Annotated in this window: 13 protein-coding genes and 1 pseudogene; 13 read left to right on the top strand and 1 reads right to left on the bottom strand. The window is 59.7% G+C overall.

Annotated features, from left to right (window positions below; all coding sequences use genetic code 11):
- Window positions 1–112: 112 nt before the first annotated feature.
- The 13 genes and pseudogenes from ACCD00_RS18695 to ACCD00_RS18635 all read left to right on the top strand — a co-directional run bounded on the left by ACCD00_RS18695 (window position 113) and on the right by ACCD00_RS18635 (window position 14,663).
- Window positions 113–1,471, top strand: coding sequence for a glutamine synthetase family protein (locus ACCD00_RS18695; RefSeq protein WP_413426717.1), 1,359 nt, complete (start codon window positions 113–115; stop codon window positions 1,469–1,471).
- 170 nt (window positions 1,472–1,641) lie between these two features.
- Window positions 1,642–2,730, top strand: a complete 1,089-nt coding sequence (locus tag ACCD00_RS18690) for a polyamine ABC transporter substrate-binding protein (RefSeq protein ID WP_413426715.1) — start codon at window positions 1,642–1,644, stop codon at window positions 2,728–2,730.
- Entirely contained in the window at window positions 2,727–4,028 is a 1,302-nt protein-coding gene (locus tag ACCD00_RS18685) for an NAD(P)/FAD-dependent oxidoreductase (protein WP_413426713.1), read from the top strand. Before ACCD00_RS18690 ends, ACCD00_RS18685 begins: the two co-directional genes overlap by 4 nt.
- Before the next feature lie 142 nt (window positions 4,029–4,170).
- Window positions 4,171–4,767 (top strand): paraquat-inducible protein A, encoded by a 597-nt coding sequence (locus ACCD00_RS18680; protein ID WP_413426711.1) that lies wholly within the window; start codon window positions 4,171–4,173, stop codon window positions 4,765–4,767.
- Window positions 4,764–5,420, top strand: a complete 657-nt coding sequence (locus tag ACCD00_RS18675) for a paraquat-inducible protein A (protein ID WP_413426709.1) — start codon at window positions 4,764–4,766, stop codon at window positions 5,418–5,420. The genes ACCD00_RS18680 and ACCD00_RS18675 overlap by 4 nt, the downstream gene beginning before the upstream one ends.
- Window positions 5,401–7,077 (top strand): intermembrane transport protein PqiB, encoded by a 1,677-nt coding sequence (locus tag ACCD00_RS18670; protein ID WP_413426707.1) that lies wholly within the window; start codon window positions 5,401–5,403, stop codon window positions 7,075–7,077. The genes ACCD00_RS18675 and ACCD00_RS18670 overlap by 20 nt, the downstream gene beginning before the upstream one ends.
- 17 nt (window positions 7,078–7,094) lie before the next feature.
- Entirely contained in the window at window positions 7,095–7,652 is a 558-nt protein-coding gene (locus ACCD00_RS18665) for a membrane integrity-associated transporter subunit PqiC (protein WP_413426705.1), read from the top strand.
- Between the two features lie 303 nt (window positions 7,653–7,955).
- The gene (locus ACCD00_RS18660; RefSeq protein WP_413426703.1) at window positions 7,956–8,612 is read left to right on the top strand and encodes a histidine phosphatase family protein; all 657 of its coding nucleotides are present in this window, start codon (window positions 7,956–7,958) and stop codon (window positions 8,610–8,612) included.
- Window positions 8,613–8,787: 175 nt separating this feature from the next.
- Window positions 8,788–10,509, top strand: a complete 1,722-nt coding sequence (gene arnT, locus ACCD00_RS18655) for a lipid IV(A) 4-amino-4-deoxy-L-arabinosyltransferase (RefSeq protein WP_413426701.1) — start codon at window positions 8,788–8,790, stop codon at window positions 10,507–10,509.
- A 143-nt stretch (window positions 10,510–10,652) separates the two neighbouring features.
- Window positions 10,653–10,781: pseudogene (locus ACCD00_RS18650) on the top strand (ABC transporter ATP-binding protein); the annotation flags it as partial.
- Window positions 10,782–10,980: 199 nt separating this feature from the next.
- Window positions 10,981–11,994, top strand: a complete 1,014-nt coding sequence (locus ACCD00_RS18645; protein ID WP_413426699.1) for an iron ABC transporter substrate-binding protein — start codon at window positions 10,981–10,983, stop codon at window positions 11,992–11,994.
- Window positions 11,995–11,997: 3 nt separating this feature from the next.
- Window positions 11,998–13,596 carry an ABC transporter permease gene (locus ACCD00_RS18640; RefSeq protein ID WP_413426697.1) on the top strand — a complete coding sequence of 533 codons (1,599 nt, stop codon included), beginning with the start codon at window positions 11,998–12,000 and terminating at the stop codon, window positions 13,594–13,596.
- On the top strand, window positions 13,593–14,663 hold the full coding sequence (locus ACCD00_RS18635; protein WP_413426695.1) for an ABC transporter ATP-binding protein: 1,071 nt from the start codon (window positions 13,593–13,595) through the stop codon (window positions 14,661–14,663). The genes ACCD00_RS18640 and ACCD00_RS18635 overlap by 4 nt, the downstream gene beginning before the upstream one ends.
- 4 nt (window positions 14,664–14,667) lie before the next feature.
- Here ACCD00_RS18635 and xerC read toward each other — a convergent pair whose 3' ends face one another.
- Entirely contained in the window at window positions 14,668–15,606 is a 939-nt protein-coding gene (gene xerC, locus ACCD00_RS18630) for a tyrosine recombinase XerC (protein WP_413426693.1), read from the bottom strand.
- Between the last annotated feature and the right edge of the window lie 46 nt (window positions 15,607–15,652).

The raw sequence follows: 15,652 nt of genomic DNA, 5'->3' as shown, positions 1-15,652 counted from the left end.
TAGATGGAACTGCAAGGCTCGCCCAAGATAGACGTCAACGCGCTACAGGGGAAGTGTCCGGCGGATGAAACCGGCCTCTCCTGGCGTTAATAAAACCAATAACGAGGTCTTTATGAATGCCCCTTTCGATCAGCTGTTCACTTGGCTGAAAGATCACAAGATTACCGAAGTCGAGTGCGTCGTCAGCGACCTGACCGGCATTGCACGCGGCAAAATCGCACCCACCAACAAGTTCCTGCATGAGCGAGGCATGCGCCTGCCGGAAAGTGTGCTGTTGCAAACGGTAACCGGGGACTTTGTCGACGACGACATCTACTACGACCTGCTCGATCCGGCCGATATCGACATGGTCTGCAAGCCGGACGCCGACGCCGTCTACGTGGTGCCATGGGCCATCGAGCCGACCGCCATCGTGATCCACGACACCTTCGACAAGTTCGGCAACCCAATCGAACTGTCACCGCGCAACGTGCTGAAAAAAGTCCTGCAGTTGTACACCGACAAAGGCTGGCGGCCGATTGTCGCGCCGGAAATGGAGTTCTACCTGACCCAGCGCTGCGAAGATCCGGACTTGCCGCTCAAGGCGCCGATGGGCCGTTCGGGCCGCGCCGAAAGCGGTCGTCAGTCGTTCTCCATTGACGCGGCCAACGAATTCGATCCGCTGTTCGAAGACGTCTACGACTGGTGCGAACTGCAAGGCCTGGACCTCGACACGCTGATCCATGAAGACGGCCCGGCACAGATGGAAATCAACTTCCGTCATGGCAACGCACTGGACCTCGCCGACCAGATCACCGTGTTCAAGCGCACCATGCGTGAAGCGGCGCTCAAGCACAACGTGGCGGCAACCTTCATGGCCAAACCGGTCGGCGATGAGCCTGGCAGCGCCATGCACCTTCACCAGAGCGTGGTAGACATTGCCACCGGCCAGCCGATCTTTGCCGATGCCGATGGCAACATGAGCGAGCTGTTCCTGCATCACATCGGTGGCTTGCAGAAGTACATCCCGAAAGTGCTGCCGATGTTTGCGCCGAACGTCAACTCGTTCCGCCGCTTCCTGCCGGATACCTCGGCGCCGGTGAACGTCGAATGGGGCGAAGAAAACCGCACCGTCGGCCTGCGCGTGCCAACCTCCAGCCCGGACGCCATGCGCGTCGAGAACCGGCTGCCGGGCGCCGATGCCAACCCGTACCTGGCCATCGCCGCCAGCCTGCTGTGCGGTTACCTGGGCATGGTCGAGCGCATCGAGCCGAGCGCAGCGGTACAGGGCCGTGCCTATGAGCGTCGCAATCTGCGCCTGCCGATCACCATCGAGGATGCCCTGACCCAGATGGAAGAATGCGACACCATCAGCCGCTACCTGGGCAGCAAGTTCGTGCGGGGCTATGTCGCGGTCAAGCGCGCCGAGCACGAGAACTTCAAACGGGTGATCAGCTCCTGGGAACGTGAGTTCCTGATGCTCAGCGTCTGATAAACCAAATCCAGCCTGCAACCGCGTCCCCCTGTGGGAGCGGGCTTGCTCGCGAATGCGGTGTGTCATTCAGCAAAAATGCTGGCTGACCCGGCCCCTTCGCGAGCAAGCCCGCTCCCACAGGGAGAACGCCAACGCCTGAAAATCCAACAATTCGAAAAGGTGTCGATATGCGTCTATTGAAATCCATGGTCCCGTTCGCGCTGGCAGCGCTGTTCAGTGCCGGTGCCCAGGCTCAGGCACAAGTCAGTGTCTACAACTGGACCGACTACATCGGCGAAACCACTCTCGCCGACTTCCAGGCCAAAACCGGGATCAAGGTGATCTACGACGTATTCGATTCCAACGAAACCCTGGAGGGCAAACTGCTTGCCGGTCGTACCGGGTATGACGTGGTGGTGCCGTCGAACCACTTCCTCGCTCGCCAGGTGAAGGCCGGTGCGTTCCTCAAGCTCGATCGCGAGCAACTGCCGAATTTCAACAACCTCGACCCGAAACTGCTGACGCTGCTGGAAAAAAACGATCCGGCCAACGCGCACTCGGTGCCGTACCTGTGGGGTACCAATGGCATCGGCTATAACGTCGACAAGGTCAAGCAGGTGCTGGGCATCGATCACATCGATTCCTGGGCCGTGCTGTTCGAACCGGAAAACATCAAGAAGCTCAGCGCCTGCGGCGTGTCGATGATGGACTCGGCGGACGAAGTGTTCCCGGCGATTCTCAACTACATGGGCATGGACCCGCGCAGCGAAAACCCCGAGGACTTCAAAAAGGCCGAGGCCAAGCTGCTGCAGATCCGCCCTTACATCACCTACTTCCACTCCTCCAAGTACGTCTCGGACTTGGCCAACGGCGACATCTGCGTAGCGTTCGGTTACTCGGGCGACGTGTTCCAGGCCGCAAACCGTGCCAAGGAAGCAAAAAACGGTGTAAACATCGCCTACGCCATTCCCAAAGAAGGCGCCAACCTGTGGTTTGACCTGCTGGCCATCCCCGCCGACGCCAGCAATCCGAAAGAAGCCCACGCCTTCATCAACAACCTGCTGGACCCGCAAGTGATCGCCAAGGTCAGTGCGTCGGTCGGCTATGCCAACCCGAACCCGGCCGCCAAGCAGTACATGGACCCTGAGCTGGTCAGCAATCCCGAGGTTTATCCATCCCAGGCAGTCCTCGACAAACTCTACATCTCCACCACGCCGCCGCAGTCGATCATGCGCCTGATGACCCGCTCGTGGAGCAAAGTGAAGTCCAACAAATGAATCAGTACACCAAGGAACACGCCCTCTCCTATTACGCGGCGTCCGCCAAGGGCATGAAGCAGCGTCCCGCGCTGGCCTCGGACCTTGAAGCCGATGTCTGCGTGGTCGGCGCGGGTTTCACCGGCATCAACACCGCCATCGAACTGGCCCAGCGCGGGCTCTCGGTGGTCCTGCTGGAGGCCCGGCGGATTGGCTGGGGTGCCAGCGGGCGCAACGGCGGCCAGTTGATTCGTGGTATCGGCCATGACGTCAGCGGTTTCGCCAAACACATCGGCGCCGATGGCGTGCAATACCTGGAACACGCCGGGACCGAGTCGGTGCAAGTCGTGGCCAATCGCATCCGCGAACACGGCATCGATTGCGACCTGCGCTGGGGCTTCTGCGAACTGGCCAACACCCCGGCACACTTTGCCGGGTTGAAGGCCGAGCACGCCGAACTGCTTGAGTCCGGTTACGCTCATGAAACCCGCTTGATCGAACCTGACCAGATCCGCGAGCACGTGGTGAACTCCGGCGTTTACGCCGGCGGCCTGGTAGACATGGGCTCGGGCCACCTGCATCCGCTGAACCTGGCACTCGGCGAAGCGCAAGTCGCCGAATCCCTTGGCGTGCAGATCTTCGAGCAGAGCCCGGTGCTGGAGCTGATCCACGGCAGCACCGTGCAAGTACGCTGTGGCGGTGGCACGGTGCGTGCGGGCACGTTGGTGCTGGCGTGCAATGCCCATCTGGAAGAGCTGGAACCGAAACTCAGCGGCAAAGTGCTCCCGGCGGGCAGCTACATCATCGCCACCGAACCCCTGTCAGAAGACGCCGCCAGACAACTGATCCCTCACAACGTCGCTTTGTGCGACCAGAAAGTCGGCCTGGATTACTACCGGCTCTCGGCTGACCGGCGCTTGTTGTTCGGCGGCGCCTGTCATTACTCCGGGCGCGATCCTTCGGACATCGCTGCCTACATGCGCCCGCAGATGCTCAAGGTCTTCCCGCAACTGGCCAGTGCGCGCATCGATTTTCAGTGGGGCGGCATGATTGGCATCTCGGCCAACCGCTTCCCGCAGGTCGGGCGCTTGAGCCAGCACCCGAACGTGTACTACGCCCAGGGTTACTCCGGCCATGGCCTGAACGTGACTCACTGGTGCGCCAGGCTCTTGGGCGAAGCGATCAATGCCGGCCACAGCAAAGGCTTCGACGTGTTCAGCGCCGTGCCGCACATGACCTTCCCCGGCGGGCGTGCCCTGCGCTCGCCACTGCTGGCCCTTGGCATGTTCTGGTATCGGATGCGGGAAATGCTCGGCTGAAACAATCATCCTGTGGGATCGCCGCACCGCCGCTCCCACTCTCACTCGATTCCGTTGTTTCGACTTTCGATTTGCTCAATTGCAAGGCACTTCTATATTGAGGGGGTGCTCTGAATTTCCTGCCTTCTGTTGAGCCTGGCCCATGGCAACTACTGATCAGCTGATCATCTGCGAGCACTGCGACAGCGTGTACCAGAAAGTAACGCTCGCAAAACATCAGAAAACCCTGTGTACGCGCTGCGGCGGTGTGCTTCAACGCTATAACGGCCTCACGGTCGAACAGCGTCTTGCGCTGACCTTCACGGCGTTGATGCTATGGCTGTTCACCAATTTCTATCCGGTGATGAGCATCAGCCTAAAAGGCATGAAAAACAGTGCGACCCTGTGGGACTCGGTGTTGGCCCTGAGCCTGGGGCCCATCACATTCATCGCCATGGTGGCGGCGATCGCCATGATCATTGCGCCGATCTTCCAGTTGTTGCTGCTGATCTGGGTGTTGGGCTTCGCCCTCGCCCGGCAACGCTCGCCCGGGTTCAAATTCTGCATGCGCTGGCTGGAAGCCTTGCGGCCCTGGAGCATGCTCGAAGTCTGCCTGCTGGGCGCCATGGTTGCCGTGATCAAACTCGCCGGACTGCTTGATGTGCTGCCCGGCATAGGGCTGTTTGCCCTGGCTGCGCTGAGTCTGATGATGATCCGCATCGCCGGGCGCGATATCCGCGACTTATGGGACATTTTATGAGCACGCCTCCGTACGCCGACGAGCTCAACCTGTGCCTGTGTCACAGCTGCGGGCTGGCCTGCGACATGACTGACGACCCTCACGAATGCGAACGCTGCGGCGCACCTTTGCACCGACGCAAAACCAATTCGCTGGCCCGGACCTGGGCCTACATGATCGCCGCCCTGGTGTTTTACATCCCGGCCAATTTGCTGCCGGTGATGAACACCGAAATGGTCGGCAACGGTTCCGACAGCACGATCATGAGCGGCGTGCTGGAGTTCTGGGAAGCCGGCGCCTGGGACATTGCCCTGATCATTTTCATTGCCAGTATCGCGGTGCCGGGCGTCAAGTTCGTCGCCATCACCTTGCTGCTGGTCACCGTGCACCGCGACAGCGAGTGGGCGCGCATGGAACGATCGAAGCTGTACCGGTTCGTCGAGGTCATCGGCTACTGGTCGATGCTCGATGTGATCGTTGTCGCCCTGGTGGCCTCGCTGGTGAAATTCCAGGCCCTGGCCGACATCGAACCGCGTCCGGGCATTCTGTTTTTTGGTCTGGTTGTGGTGTTCACCATGCTGTCGGCGATGAGTTTCGATCCACGCATGATCTGGGATAAAGAACGCGAAAACCCAAACAATGAGGAGGTCACGGATGAAGTCACAAGCCACTGACGGGCCGCAAGCCCCCGGGCCGGCGCCGATCAAGACCCGCCGCTTCAGTGTCTCGCTGGTCTGGATCGTCCCGATCGTGGCGGTGCTGGTGGGTATTTCGCTGGTGGTTCACAGCATGCTGCAGGAAGGCCCGACCATCATTGTCACGTTCAAGACCGGGGACGGCCTGACCGCGAATAAAACCGAGGTCAAATACCGTAATGTCGTGATCGGTCATGTCTCCGATGTGGAATTGAGCGATGACCAGAAGAGTGTCAACGCCACCATCAAACTGGCCAAGCAGGCCGAAAGCTTTACCCGCGAAGATTCGCAATTCTGGGTCGTGCGACCGCGAATTGGCGCTGGCGGTGTATCCGGTATCGATACGCTGCTATCGGGAGATTACATCGGTGCCGATATCGGCCAGGCCAACGGCCGGGCAAAAAACTTCAAGGGGCTGGAAAACCCGCCGCCCATCACCTACGGCGAGCCGGGCAAGCGTTTCACCCTGTTCACACAGGACCTGGGGTCGCTGGATATCGGCTCTCCGGTTTACTACCGCAAGATCCCGGTGGGTCAAGTGGTGGCCTATGCACTGGACCCGGACGGCAAGGGCGTGAACATAGAACTGTTCATCCATGCACCCAATGACAAATACGTCACCGAAAACACCCGTTTCTGGAACGCCAGCGGTATTGACGTGAACGTCGGTGCCAATGGTTTTGCGGTCAAGACCGAATCGTTGTCTTCCTTGCTGGTGGGCGGCATTGCCTTCCGCGCGCCAGACTACAGCCCTGACGATAAACCTGCTGCGGCAGAATATGCCTACGAGCTGTTCGACGACCAACAAACCGCCCTCGCCCCGCCAAACGGCAAGCCGCAGTACCTGGCCATGCGATTCGACCAGGCACTGCGCGGGCTCAAGGTGGATGCTCCGGTAGAGTTCCTCGGGGTGGAAATCGGCAAGGTGGTGGCGGTGAATCTGGATTACGACGAGAAAAAACGTTCCTTTCCGGTCAACGTCGGCATTGTGATCTACCCGCAACGCCTGGGCCAGGCCCACATCAAAATGCTCAAGGCGCTCAGTCATGATCCCAATGACGAAGCCGGGGGTGTGCGTCTGATGGGCACCTTTATCGACAACGGCCTGCGGGCCCAGGCCCGCACCGGTAACTTCCTGACCGGCCAGTTGTACATCTCCCTGGATTTCTACCCCAAGGCAGAAAAAGTCGCTTTCGATGCAAACGCACGCCCGGTCGTGATTCCGACCATTCCGGGCAGCCTCGAGCAATTGCAGGAAAAACTCGAATCCATGGTCGACAAGCTCAACAAACTGCCGATCGAGCGTATCGCCGGCAACCTGGATGGCAATCTCGTCGAACTGCGCAAAGGCATGATGCAATTCAACGGCAAGATCCTGCCTGGCGTGCAATCCACCTTGTCGGATGTCAGCAAGACGCTGGAAACGGCCAATTCGACCCTGCAATCCGCCAGCACGACCTTGGCCGAGGACTCGCCGCAACGGGAAAAACTGGGGCAGACCCTGGATGAACTGGGACGCACGTCGAGATCCTTGCGTGATCTTTCGGATTACCTGGGACGGCATCCGGAATCGCTGGTTCGCGGCCGTCCGAACAATGCCGCCCCGATGGATCTGCAAGGGCCACCGCGCAATTGAACACAGGAGCATCACCCATGGCTTTACCGCTGAAGTTAACCCTGGTCACCGCGGTGTTGCTGCTCGCCGCTTGCCGCAGTGACCCGATTCAATTTCACACCCTGACACCGACCCAGTCCGGCGATCATTCGAGGACCACCGTCGGGGTGATTCAGATCGAGACGATCAGCGTGCCGCCCCAGGTCGATCGGGCGCAGATTGTCATTCGCCAGAGCAACAGTGGCCTGGCAATCCTGGAAACCCAGTGGTGGGGTGCGACCCTTGTGGACGAATTGCGCAGTGCGCTGGCCGATCAATTGAGCAACAGTCCGGTACAAGGCAAATATTCAGTGCGGGTCGATGTGCAGCGTTTTGACTCGGTCCCCGGTCAATACGCATTGATGGACGTGAAATGGCGCCTGCGCAGTGCCGGTACAGGCGACACGGAACGGGTGATTTGCCGCAGCACCTTGCAAACGCCGTCAGGCGCGAGCATCGACGACCTGGTGCTTGCCCAGCAAAACAACGTCAAGCGCCTGGCCGCGCTGATCAGCCAGGCTGCCACCAGACCACAGGCGAACTGCCCTTCGCCCTGAACAGCCTTTTCACGCTTCCCGGACTAACGGCGGCAGGTTCGCCGTTAGTCCCATCCCATACGCCCATCTGTTTCCCGCTGTCATTCCACGCTTGAGCAATAGATAACAATTCCCAGTAACAAACTAATTAGCCGCTGGAGTCTCTTCTGCAAATTTTTCACATTCCTTTCACCGTTCTGACAGCTGTGCAGATTTAACTTGGGCCGCAGTTAACTCGCTGAACCTGGTCTCGGCGGTCATTTTTCGCGCTGTTTCAGGGTTTGTTTAACAACACTTCCCCGGCGCTCCAATTGGTGGACAAACTTGGTCAACTCCGTCTCGCGTAAAACATCTTCGCGCCTGTCCAGATCGGTCGTGGCCATTGGTGCACTGACCGTTGCCGTGCTGGTCACCGGTTTTGTCCTGTGGCCGAAATCACCGACCAACCTGGCCCAGGAAGGCGCGCAAGCCCGGGCCCAATTGCTGCAACAATGGGGTGCCGGCGAGATCGCGGTGCTGGTGCGTCATGCCGAACGCTGCGACCGCTCCAGCAATCCTTGCCTGGGCCCGGCCGATGGCATTACCCGAGCCGGCAGTGAGGCGGCGGCGGGTGTCGGGCAAGGCTTGGCGCGCCTGGGTTTGACACACACCGACATCCTGACCAGCCCCGTTACGCGCACCGTGCAGACCGCGCATTACATGTTCAACAGCGACCCACGGCCCCAGGAGTGGCTGGCCACCTGCGGCACGACCCTGCGTAACGACGTCGTGGCGCACAAGGTGGCCCATCGCAACCTGGTGCTGGTGACTCACAGCGGTTGCATCGCTGACTTTGAAAAGCAGACCGGCTTCAAGCATTCGGCGAAGGACGCCGAGTACGGCAGTTCGTTGTTTGTCCGCATCGATGGCAATGGCCAATTGCAAGTTCTCGGCATTGTAAATGCGGAAGACTGGAATACCCTGTTGCAAGAAAAAAACTGAGTCATTACCTATCGAAAACATTAGTAACAAGTTACTTCAATGCAGACTGAATGAAGCCTGAACAGAATAGCGAGAAGTGTGATTAAACTTCTCGCCGTTCAATATCATTCCGTTTTTCTCTCTCGCAAGTTGTACATCACACTTAAACCAGCCATCTAAGCGCCAAGGTCGAGACATGACGTCAAATCAGCCACTGCCAGATTTTGCTGGCCATTCTTCCCGCCTGCACACACCAACAGCACCTGCCAATGAACGCTGGATGCTGTTCGCCTTGGTACTGGCGTTCATCGCGTTCTACTTGCTACCGCTGATGAGCCACGGCTTGTGGATTCCGGATGAAACCCGATATGCCCAGATCAGCCAGGAAATGCTGCAGGGCGGGAACTGGGTCTCGCCGCACTTCATGGGCCTTCGTTATTTCGAGAAGCCGATTGCCGGGTACTGGATGATCGCCATCGGTCAGGCAGTGTTTGGCGACAATCTGTTCGGGGTACGCATCGCATCAGCGCTGAGTACCGGGCTGAGCGTATGGCTGACCTGGCTGATTGCACGCCGGTTCTGGGGCGATCCGCGCAAAAGCTTTGCCTGCGCACTGTTGTACATGAGCTTCGGACTGATTGCCGGTCAGGCCGGGTATGCCAACCTCGACCCGCAGTTCACCCTCTGGGTCAACCTGAGCCTGGTTTCCCTGTGGTTTGCCATCGACAGTCGGACCACTCGCGCCCGCCTGGGATCCTGGGCAGTCCTGGGTATCGCCTGCGGCATGGGCTTCATGACCAAGGGCTTTCTAGCCTGGCTGCTGCCGGCGGTGATAGCCCTGCCCTACATGATCTGGCAGCGTCGCATCGGCGAACTGTTGCGTTATGGGCCACTGGCTGTTGTGGTTGCCGCGGCAGTCTGCTTGCCCTGGGTAGTGGCCATTCATCATCAGGAACCGGATTTCTGGAATTTCTTCTTCTGGAACGAGCACGTACGCCGCTTCGCCGCCGACAATGCGCAGCACGCCCGTCCGTGGTGGTTCTACCTGCCGATGCTGGTCGTTTCCGCCCTGCCCTGGACCGCGTTGTTGCCGACAACGTTCATCCAGGCCTGGAACAACAAGCGTCAGCCCGTCAGCGGTTTTCTCCTGCTCTGGCTGTTGTTGCCATTGGCGATATTCAGCATGAGCAGCGGCAAGTTGCCGACTTACATCATGCCGTGCCTGTTACCGCTGGCGCTGCTGATGGGCAATGCGCTGACCAGCCTGCTGCAACAGGCACGGGGACGGACGATTCGCGTCAACGGATGGCTCAACGTCGTCATTGCCACGACAGCCCTGGTTGCCTTGTTGTACCTGCAACTGAGCAAAGGGATTTTCGAAAAAACCGAGATGTTCAGCCTGTCCCTGGCGTTCATCGTGTTGCTGGGCTGGATCATCGCCAACGCCCTGCAAATCCTGCGGCCATTGACATTATGGGCGATGCCGGCCCTCGGCATCTGGCTACTGGTGGCTCTGCTTCCCGCCGCCATGCCGGGCCAGATTGTCGACAGCAAGATGCCCGACCGGTTTATCTCCGAACACCTGGACAGCCTGAGCCAGACCACCTCGCTGTTGAGCAACGACCTGGGTGCAGCCTCGGCCTTGTCGTGGCTGACCGGGCGACCGGAGGTGGCGCTCTACAATGTCGTCGGCGAGCTCAAATACGGCCTCTCGGATCCGGCCGCGGCCTCGCGCAAAGTGACCCTGCATGACATCGGGCAATGGATGGCCGAGGCACGTAAAAAAGGCTCGGTCGGGGTGGTGATGAGGGTCAACAGCGTCGATGAAATCCAGGAAGTCGAGGCGTTGCCAACCGACGGCAAGCGTTATCAGCGCGGCAACCTGCAGGTCCTGATCTTCCCGCAAATCCAGCCCTGACAACCGAGACGAGAAAAACCGAGTGGCCAAACCGGCCTCTCGGTTTTTTTCGTTTCTGCCAGGTGCCATCGAGCGGATCTTCATGGGCGGGGGTGTTCAGCACAGCGGCAAGGCCGGAGCGGGTCAATCTGCGAGACTTGAAAATCGTGATCAGCGCCATCCATGACCTGAATCAGGCGCTACGCTTTGCCGATCAGCTATTGGTCATTGCCGAGGGCACGACAAAAGGCAGCCAGGGGCAGCGTCATATTCTGCTCGGCGACATCGTTTGATCGACGAGTCGAACCACAGTGGGCTCAGTGCTGCTAATCTGAATGAAAATTACATGTATTAACGGTTTTTTTTACGTTATTTTCTCATTTGGATCTCTACATTCCCTGCAATTCAAAATATGCAAATGATTCGCATTGGTCTACAGGCGATTCAATGCCCATGATTTTTCAAAAAAACGCACCAGGAGCAGCCCGCAGAATGTTTCCCAACATCCCTTCGTTCTTGAAAAAGGCCCTGCTGGCCACCGCTTTGCTGAGCGCTGGCCAGGCCTATGCAGCCGACTCCGTCGGCATCGTAGTGTACAACGCGCAACACGAAGGCCTGACCAAGGCCTGGGTCGAGGGTTTTACCCAGGAAACCGGTATTCCCGTTACCTTGCGTAATGGCGACGACACCGAGATGGGCAACCAGATCGTACAGGAAGGTGCAGCTTCTCCGGCGGACGTGTTCCTGACCGAAAACTCCCCGGCCATGGTCCTGGTCGACAACGCCGGGCTGTTTGCGCCTGTCGAAAAGGCCACGCTGGAGCAGATTGACTCCGCCTACCGTCCGGCCCACGGCAAATGGGTCGGGATTGCCGCGCGCTCCACGGTGTTCGTGTACAACCCGAGCAAACTGTCGGCAGCCAATCTGCCGAAATCGATCATGGACCTGGCCGATCCAAGCTGGAAAGGTCGCTGGGCCGCATCGCCAGGCGGTGCCGACTTCCAGGCCATCGTCGCTGCCATCCTGGAACAAAAGGGTGAAGCCGCCACGCTGGATTGGCTGAAAGCGATGAAAACCAACTACGCCAACTACCGTGGCAACAGCTCCGTACTCAAGGCGGTGAATGCCGGGCAGATCGACAGTGGCGTGATCTACCACTATTACAGCCTGGTGGACCAGTCCAAGACTGGCGAAAACAGCAAGAACACCGCCCTGCACTATTTCAAGCACAAAGATCCGGGCGCTTTTGTTAGCATCTCCGGCGGCGGCGTCCTCGCCTCCAGCAAACACAAAGAACAAGCCCAGGCATTTCTCAAATACATTACCGGCAAGGATGGCCAGGCCGTCCTGAAAAACGGCAAGTCGTTCGAGTACGCCGTGGGCAAGAACGCTGAATCCAACCCTAAACTGGTGCCTCTGCAGCAACTCGATGCGCCGACTGTCGATGCTTCCAAACTCGACAGCAAAAAAGCCGTGGAGCTGATGACACAGGCCGGACTGCTCTAATTGATGCCTGAAACCCTGCCTGTGGGTGTCGCCGAGGCGACACCCACACAATTGCGCCGACGATCCCGCGGAGTCTTTGCGGGACGTGGCGGTGTATGGGTGATCGGTTTGTCGGTGCTGGTTTCCTTACTGGCACTGCTACCGATCGCTTACGTTATTGGCGTGTCCCTGCAGACAGGCTGGTCAACCGTGGTGACCCTGGTGTTCCGCCCCCGGGTGGGTGAACTGCTGGTCAACACCGTGTTGCTGGTGCTGCTGACGATTCCCTTGTGCGTGGCGCTGGGGGTGACGCTGGCGTGGCTCACGGAACGCACGAATTTGCCGGGGCGGCGCTGGTGGTCGTTGCTGGCCACCGCACCGCTGGCGGTGCCTGCGTTCGTTCACAGCTACGCCTGGGTCAGCCTGGTGCCACCGATTCACGGCTTGTTTGCCGGTGTCCTGGTCTCGGTCATCGCTTACTTCCCGTTCTTGTATTTGCCGGTGGCGGCTACCTTGCGCCGACTTGACCCGGCCATCGAAGACGTCGCCGAATCCATGGGGCTCAAACCCTGGAAAGTTTTTTTCCGCGTGGTGTTGCCACAATTGCGCCTGGCGATCTGCGGCGGCGCCCTGCTGGTCGGTCTGCACCTGCTGGCCGAATATGGCCTGTATGCCATGATCCGCTTCGACACCTTTACCACCGCGATCTTCGATCAGTTCAAGTCGACCTTCAACGGCGCAGCGGCGCACATGCTGGCCAGTGTGCTGGCACTGTGTTGCCTGGCAATGTTGACGGCCGAATCCGCCGCCCGGGGCTCCGCACGTTACGCTCGCGTCGGATCGGGAAGCGCCCGGGAACAACGGGTGGTCATCCTGAAAACCACTTCAACGATGCTGTCGTTGGCCCTGCAAACCGTGACCTGCGCCCTGGCCCTGGGTGTTCCACTCATCACCCTGGGCAAATGGCTGATCGCCGGCGGTGCGGAAGTCTGGGACATGGCCGAGTTGTTGCCCGCCTTGGAGCAAACCCTGCTACTCGGCGTCGCCGGCGCGGCGCTGACCACCTGCGCGGCGATCCCGATTGCCTGGCTGTCGATCCGCTACCCCGGCCGAATGCAGCGGGTACTGGAAAGCTGCAACTACATCACCAGTTCCTTGCCCGGAATTATCGTGGCGCTGGCGCTGGTGACCGTCACGATCCATTTTGCCCGGCCGATTTACCAGACCACCTTCACCGTGCTGCTGGCGTACCTGTTGATGTTCTTGCCCCGCGCCCTGGTGAGCCTGCGCGCAGGCATTGCCCAGGCCCCGGTGGAACTGGAAAACATCGCCCGCAGCCTTGGCCGCTCGCCAGCCCGGGCCCTGTGGCTGATCACCTTGCGCCTGGCCGCTCCGGGGGCTGCCGCCGGTGCGGCGCTGGTGTTCCTGGCAATCACCAACGAACTGACCGCCACCCTGCTGCTGGCCCCTAACGGCACGCGCACGCTGGCAACCGGATTCTGGGCCATGACCAGCGAAATCGACTATGCCGCTGCTGCGCCCTACGCCTTATTGATGGTTGTGCTGTCGCTTCCGCTGACCGGACTTCTTTATCACCAATCGAAAAAAACGGCTGGCCGATGAACACTCTTGAATTGAATGCCCTCTACAAGTCCTATGGCGCCCATTGCGCTCTGGACAACGTCAGCCTGTCGGTGCCAAGCGGCAGTCGCACAGTCATCGTCGGCCCTTCAGGCTCTGGCAAGACCACGTTGCTGCGGATGATTGCCGGCTTCGAATTCCCCGATTCCGGGCGTCTTTCGCTCAATGGCCAGACCCTGGTCGACGGCACCCACGAAGTGCCGGCGCATCAACGCCTGATCGGCTACGTGCCACAGGACGGCGCACTGTTCCCGCACATGACCGTGGCGGCGAACATCGGCTTTGGTTTGTCCATCAAGGGCAATGAAAAGCAACATCGGGTTGCTGAACTGATGGACAGCGTGGCACTGGACGCGAAGATGGCCGAGCGTTGGCCTCACGAGTTGTCCGGCGGCCAGCAACAACGAGTGGCCCTGGCCCGGGCGTTGGCGCAACAGCCACGGCTGATGCTGCTGGACGAACCGTTCTCGGCGCTCGACACCGGATTGCGCGCCGCTATGCGCAAGATGGTTGCGCGGCTGCTGGAAGACGCGGGCGTCACCACCATTCTGGTCACCCATGACCAGAGTGAAGCCCTGTCGTTCGCCGACCAGTTGGCGGTGATGCGTCATGGCCGACTGGTCCAGTCAGGCCATCCACTGGACCTGTACCGCTACCCCGAAGACGAACAGACCGCCCTGTTCCTGGGGGATGCCGTGGTCATGCCCGCACGCATCGAGGCTGGCTGGGCCCATTGCGACCTGGGGCGAATCCCGGTCAACAACCACCGCAACAACAAGTCCGCGCAAATCATGCTGCGCCCTGAACAGTTGCAACTGGCCAGCATCCTCCCCAGTGACCCGGAAGCCAGCGGTTGCCGGGCCGTGGTCACCGATCGGGACTTCAGCGGCAACACCTGCACGCTGACGGTGGAACTCCAGCCACTGACCAGCCGCGAGCAACCGGGTCGATCACTGCTGGTGCGCAGTTCAGGCATGTATGCGCCACCCGCAGGCAGCTCGGTTCAGGTCTCGACCATTGGCCACGCCCATGTGCTGAGCGAGATGTGATCGGTCACAGATCGAATCGGTCCACCGCCCGACGCCGCTCGTTGTCGTCGCGCACATCGTAGTTGGCCGTGGTCTGGATGTTGCTGTGGTGTGCCAGTTTCTGCGCAATCGACAGGTCATGCTCTTCGATCACCCGGGTTATGAACGAACGCCGGAAATCGTGGGGCATGATTTTCACCCCGACCTGCGCGCCCCGTTGCCGGGCGATGTAGTAGATCGCATGTTTGGTGATGCGCTCACGGGTGATATGGCTGCCACGGCGGATGCGGTTGAACAGGAACGGGTCATCCGATTCTCCTTCCTTGAGCAACGAACGGCGCAGCTCAAGCCAGGCTTCAAGCTTGGCGAAGGCCCAGGCCGGGGCGTACTTGATCAACTGTTTGTTGCCCTTGGCCGTCACCCGCAGGCTGCGCTCGGTGAAATCGACCTGATTCAACTCCAGGTTCACCGATTCGGACTTGCGCATCCCCGAGCCGTACAGTATCCCGATGATCGCGGCATCCCGCAGGCCTTGCGGCCTCGGGTCGGCGGCGCAGACCGCCATCAGTTCCTGAATCAGCGTCCGCCTGAGATTGCGCCCCTGGGACAGCCGTGTACCGGCCATGCCCTTCACCGTACGCATCTTCAACAGATGTTCCTGGGAGATCAGGCTCATACGCCACGCTTCGTTCATCACCCCACGCACCGCGTTGACATACAGCGAGGACGTGTTGGGCGCATAACCGTCGGAACGCAAAGTGGCCACCAGTGCGATCACGTCTTCGGGCTGCAAGTTGTGCCAGGGTATTTCCTCGATATCGTGGTCTTCGAAGCCCAGGCGGTCGGCGGCATCCTGCAGCACGTAACGCATGGTCAGTTGGCTGGACGGCGCCAGTCGCGCCAGATACAGGGTCAGCGGATTGGTGAGGGGTGTGCGTGAATCAGTTACAGGTAAGTCAATCAAACGAAACGGCCTTGAGTGAAAACAGTTCAATGAAACAACTAAGAAG

It is taken from the genome of Pseudomonas sp. Pseusp3, from assembly GCF_047304225.1.
GTDB lineage: Bacteria > Pseudomonadota > Gammaproteobacteria > Pseudomonadales > Pseudomonadaceae > Aquipseudomonas > Aquipseudomonas fluorescens_CD.
This window is presented reverse-complemented; position numbering and strand designations above follow the sequence as displayed.

Bases quoted from the DNA above. Each gene is read 5' to 3' on its own strand.
- ACCD00_RS18695 (WP_413426717.1), top strand. From the start codon at position 113: ATGAATGCCCCTTTCGATCAGCTGTTCACTTGGCTGAAAGATCACAAG.
- ACCD00_RS18690 (WP_413426715.1), top strand. From the start codon at position 1,642: ATGCGTCTATTGAAATCCATGGTCCCGTTCGCGCTGGCAGCGCTGTTC.
- ACCD00_RS18685 (WP_413426713.1), top strand. From the start codon at position 2,727: ATGAATCAGTACACCAAGGAACACGCCCTCTCCTATTACGCGGCGTCC.
- ACCD00_RS18680 (WP_413426711.1), top strand. From the start codon at position 4,171: ATGGCAACTACTGATCAGCTGATCATCTGCGAGCACTGCGACAGCGTG.
- ACCD00_RS18675 (WP_413426709.1), top strand. From the start codon at position 4,764: ATGAGCACGCCTCCGTACGCCGACGAGCTCAACCTGTGCCTGTGTCAC.
- ACCD00_RS18670 (WP_413426707.1), top strand. From the start codon at position 5,401: ATGAAGTCACAAGCCACTGACGGGCCGCAAGCCCCCGGGCCGGCGCCG.
- ACCD00_RS18665 (WP_413426705.1), top strand. From the start codon at position 7,095: ATGGCTTTACCGCTGAAGTTAACCCTGGTCACCGCGGTGTTGCTGCTC.
- arnT (WP_413426701.1), top strand. From the start codon at position 8,788: ATGACGTCAAATCAGCCACTGCCAGATTTTGCTGGCCATTCTTCCCGC.
- ACCD00_RS18645 (WP_413426699.1), top strand. From the start codon at position 10,981: ATGTTTCCCAACATCCCTTCGTTCTTGAAAAAGGCCCTGCTGGCCACC.
- ACCD00_RS18640 (WP_413426697.1), top strand. From the start codon at position 11,998: ATGCCTGAAACCCTGCCTGTGGGTGTCGCCGAGGCGACACCCACACAA.
- ACCD00_RS18635 (WP_413426695.1), top strand. From the start codon at position 13,593: ATGAACACTCTTGAATTGAATGCCCTCTACAAGTCCTATGGCGCCCAT.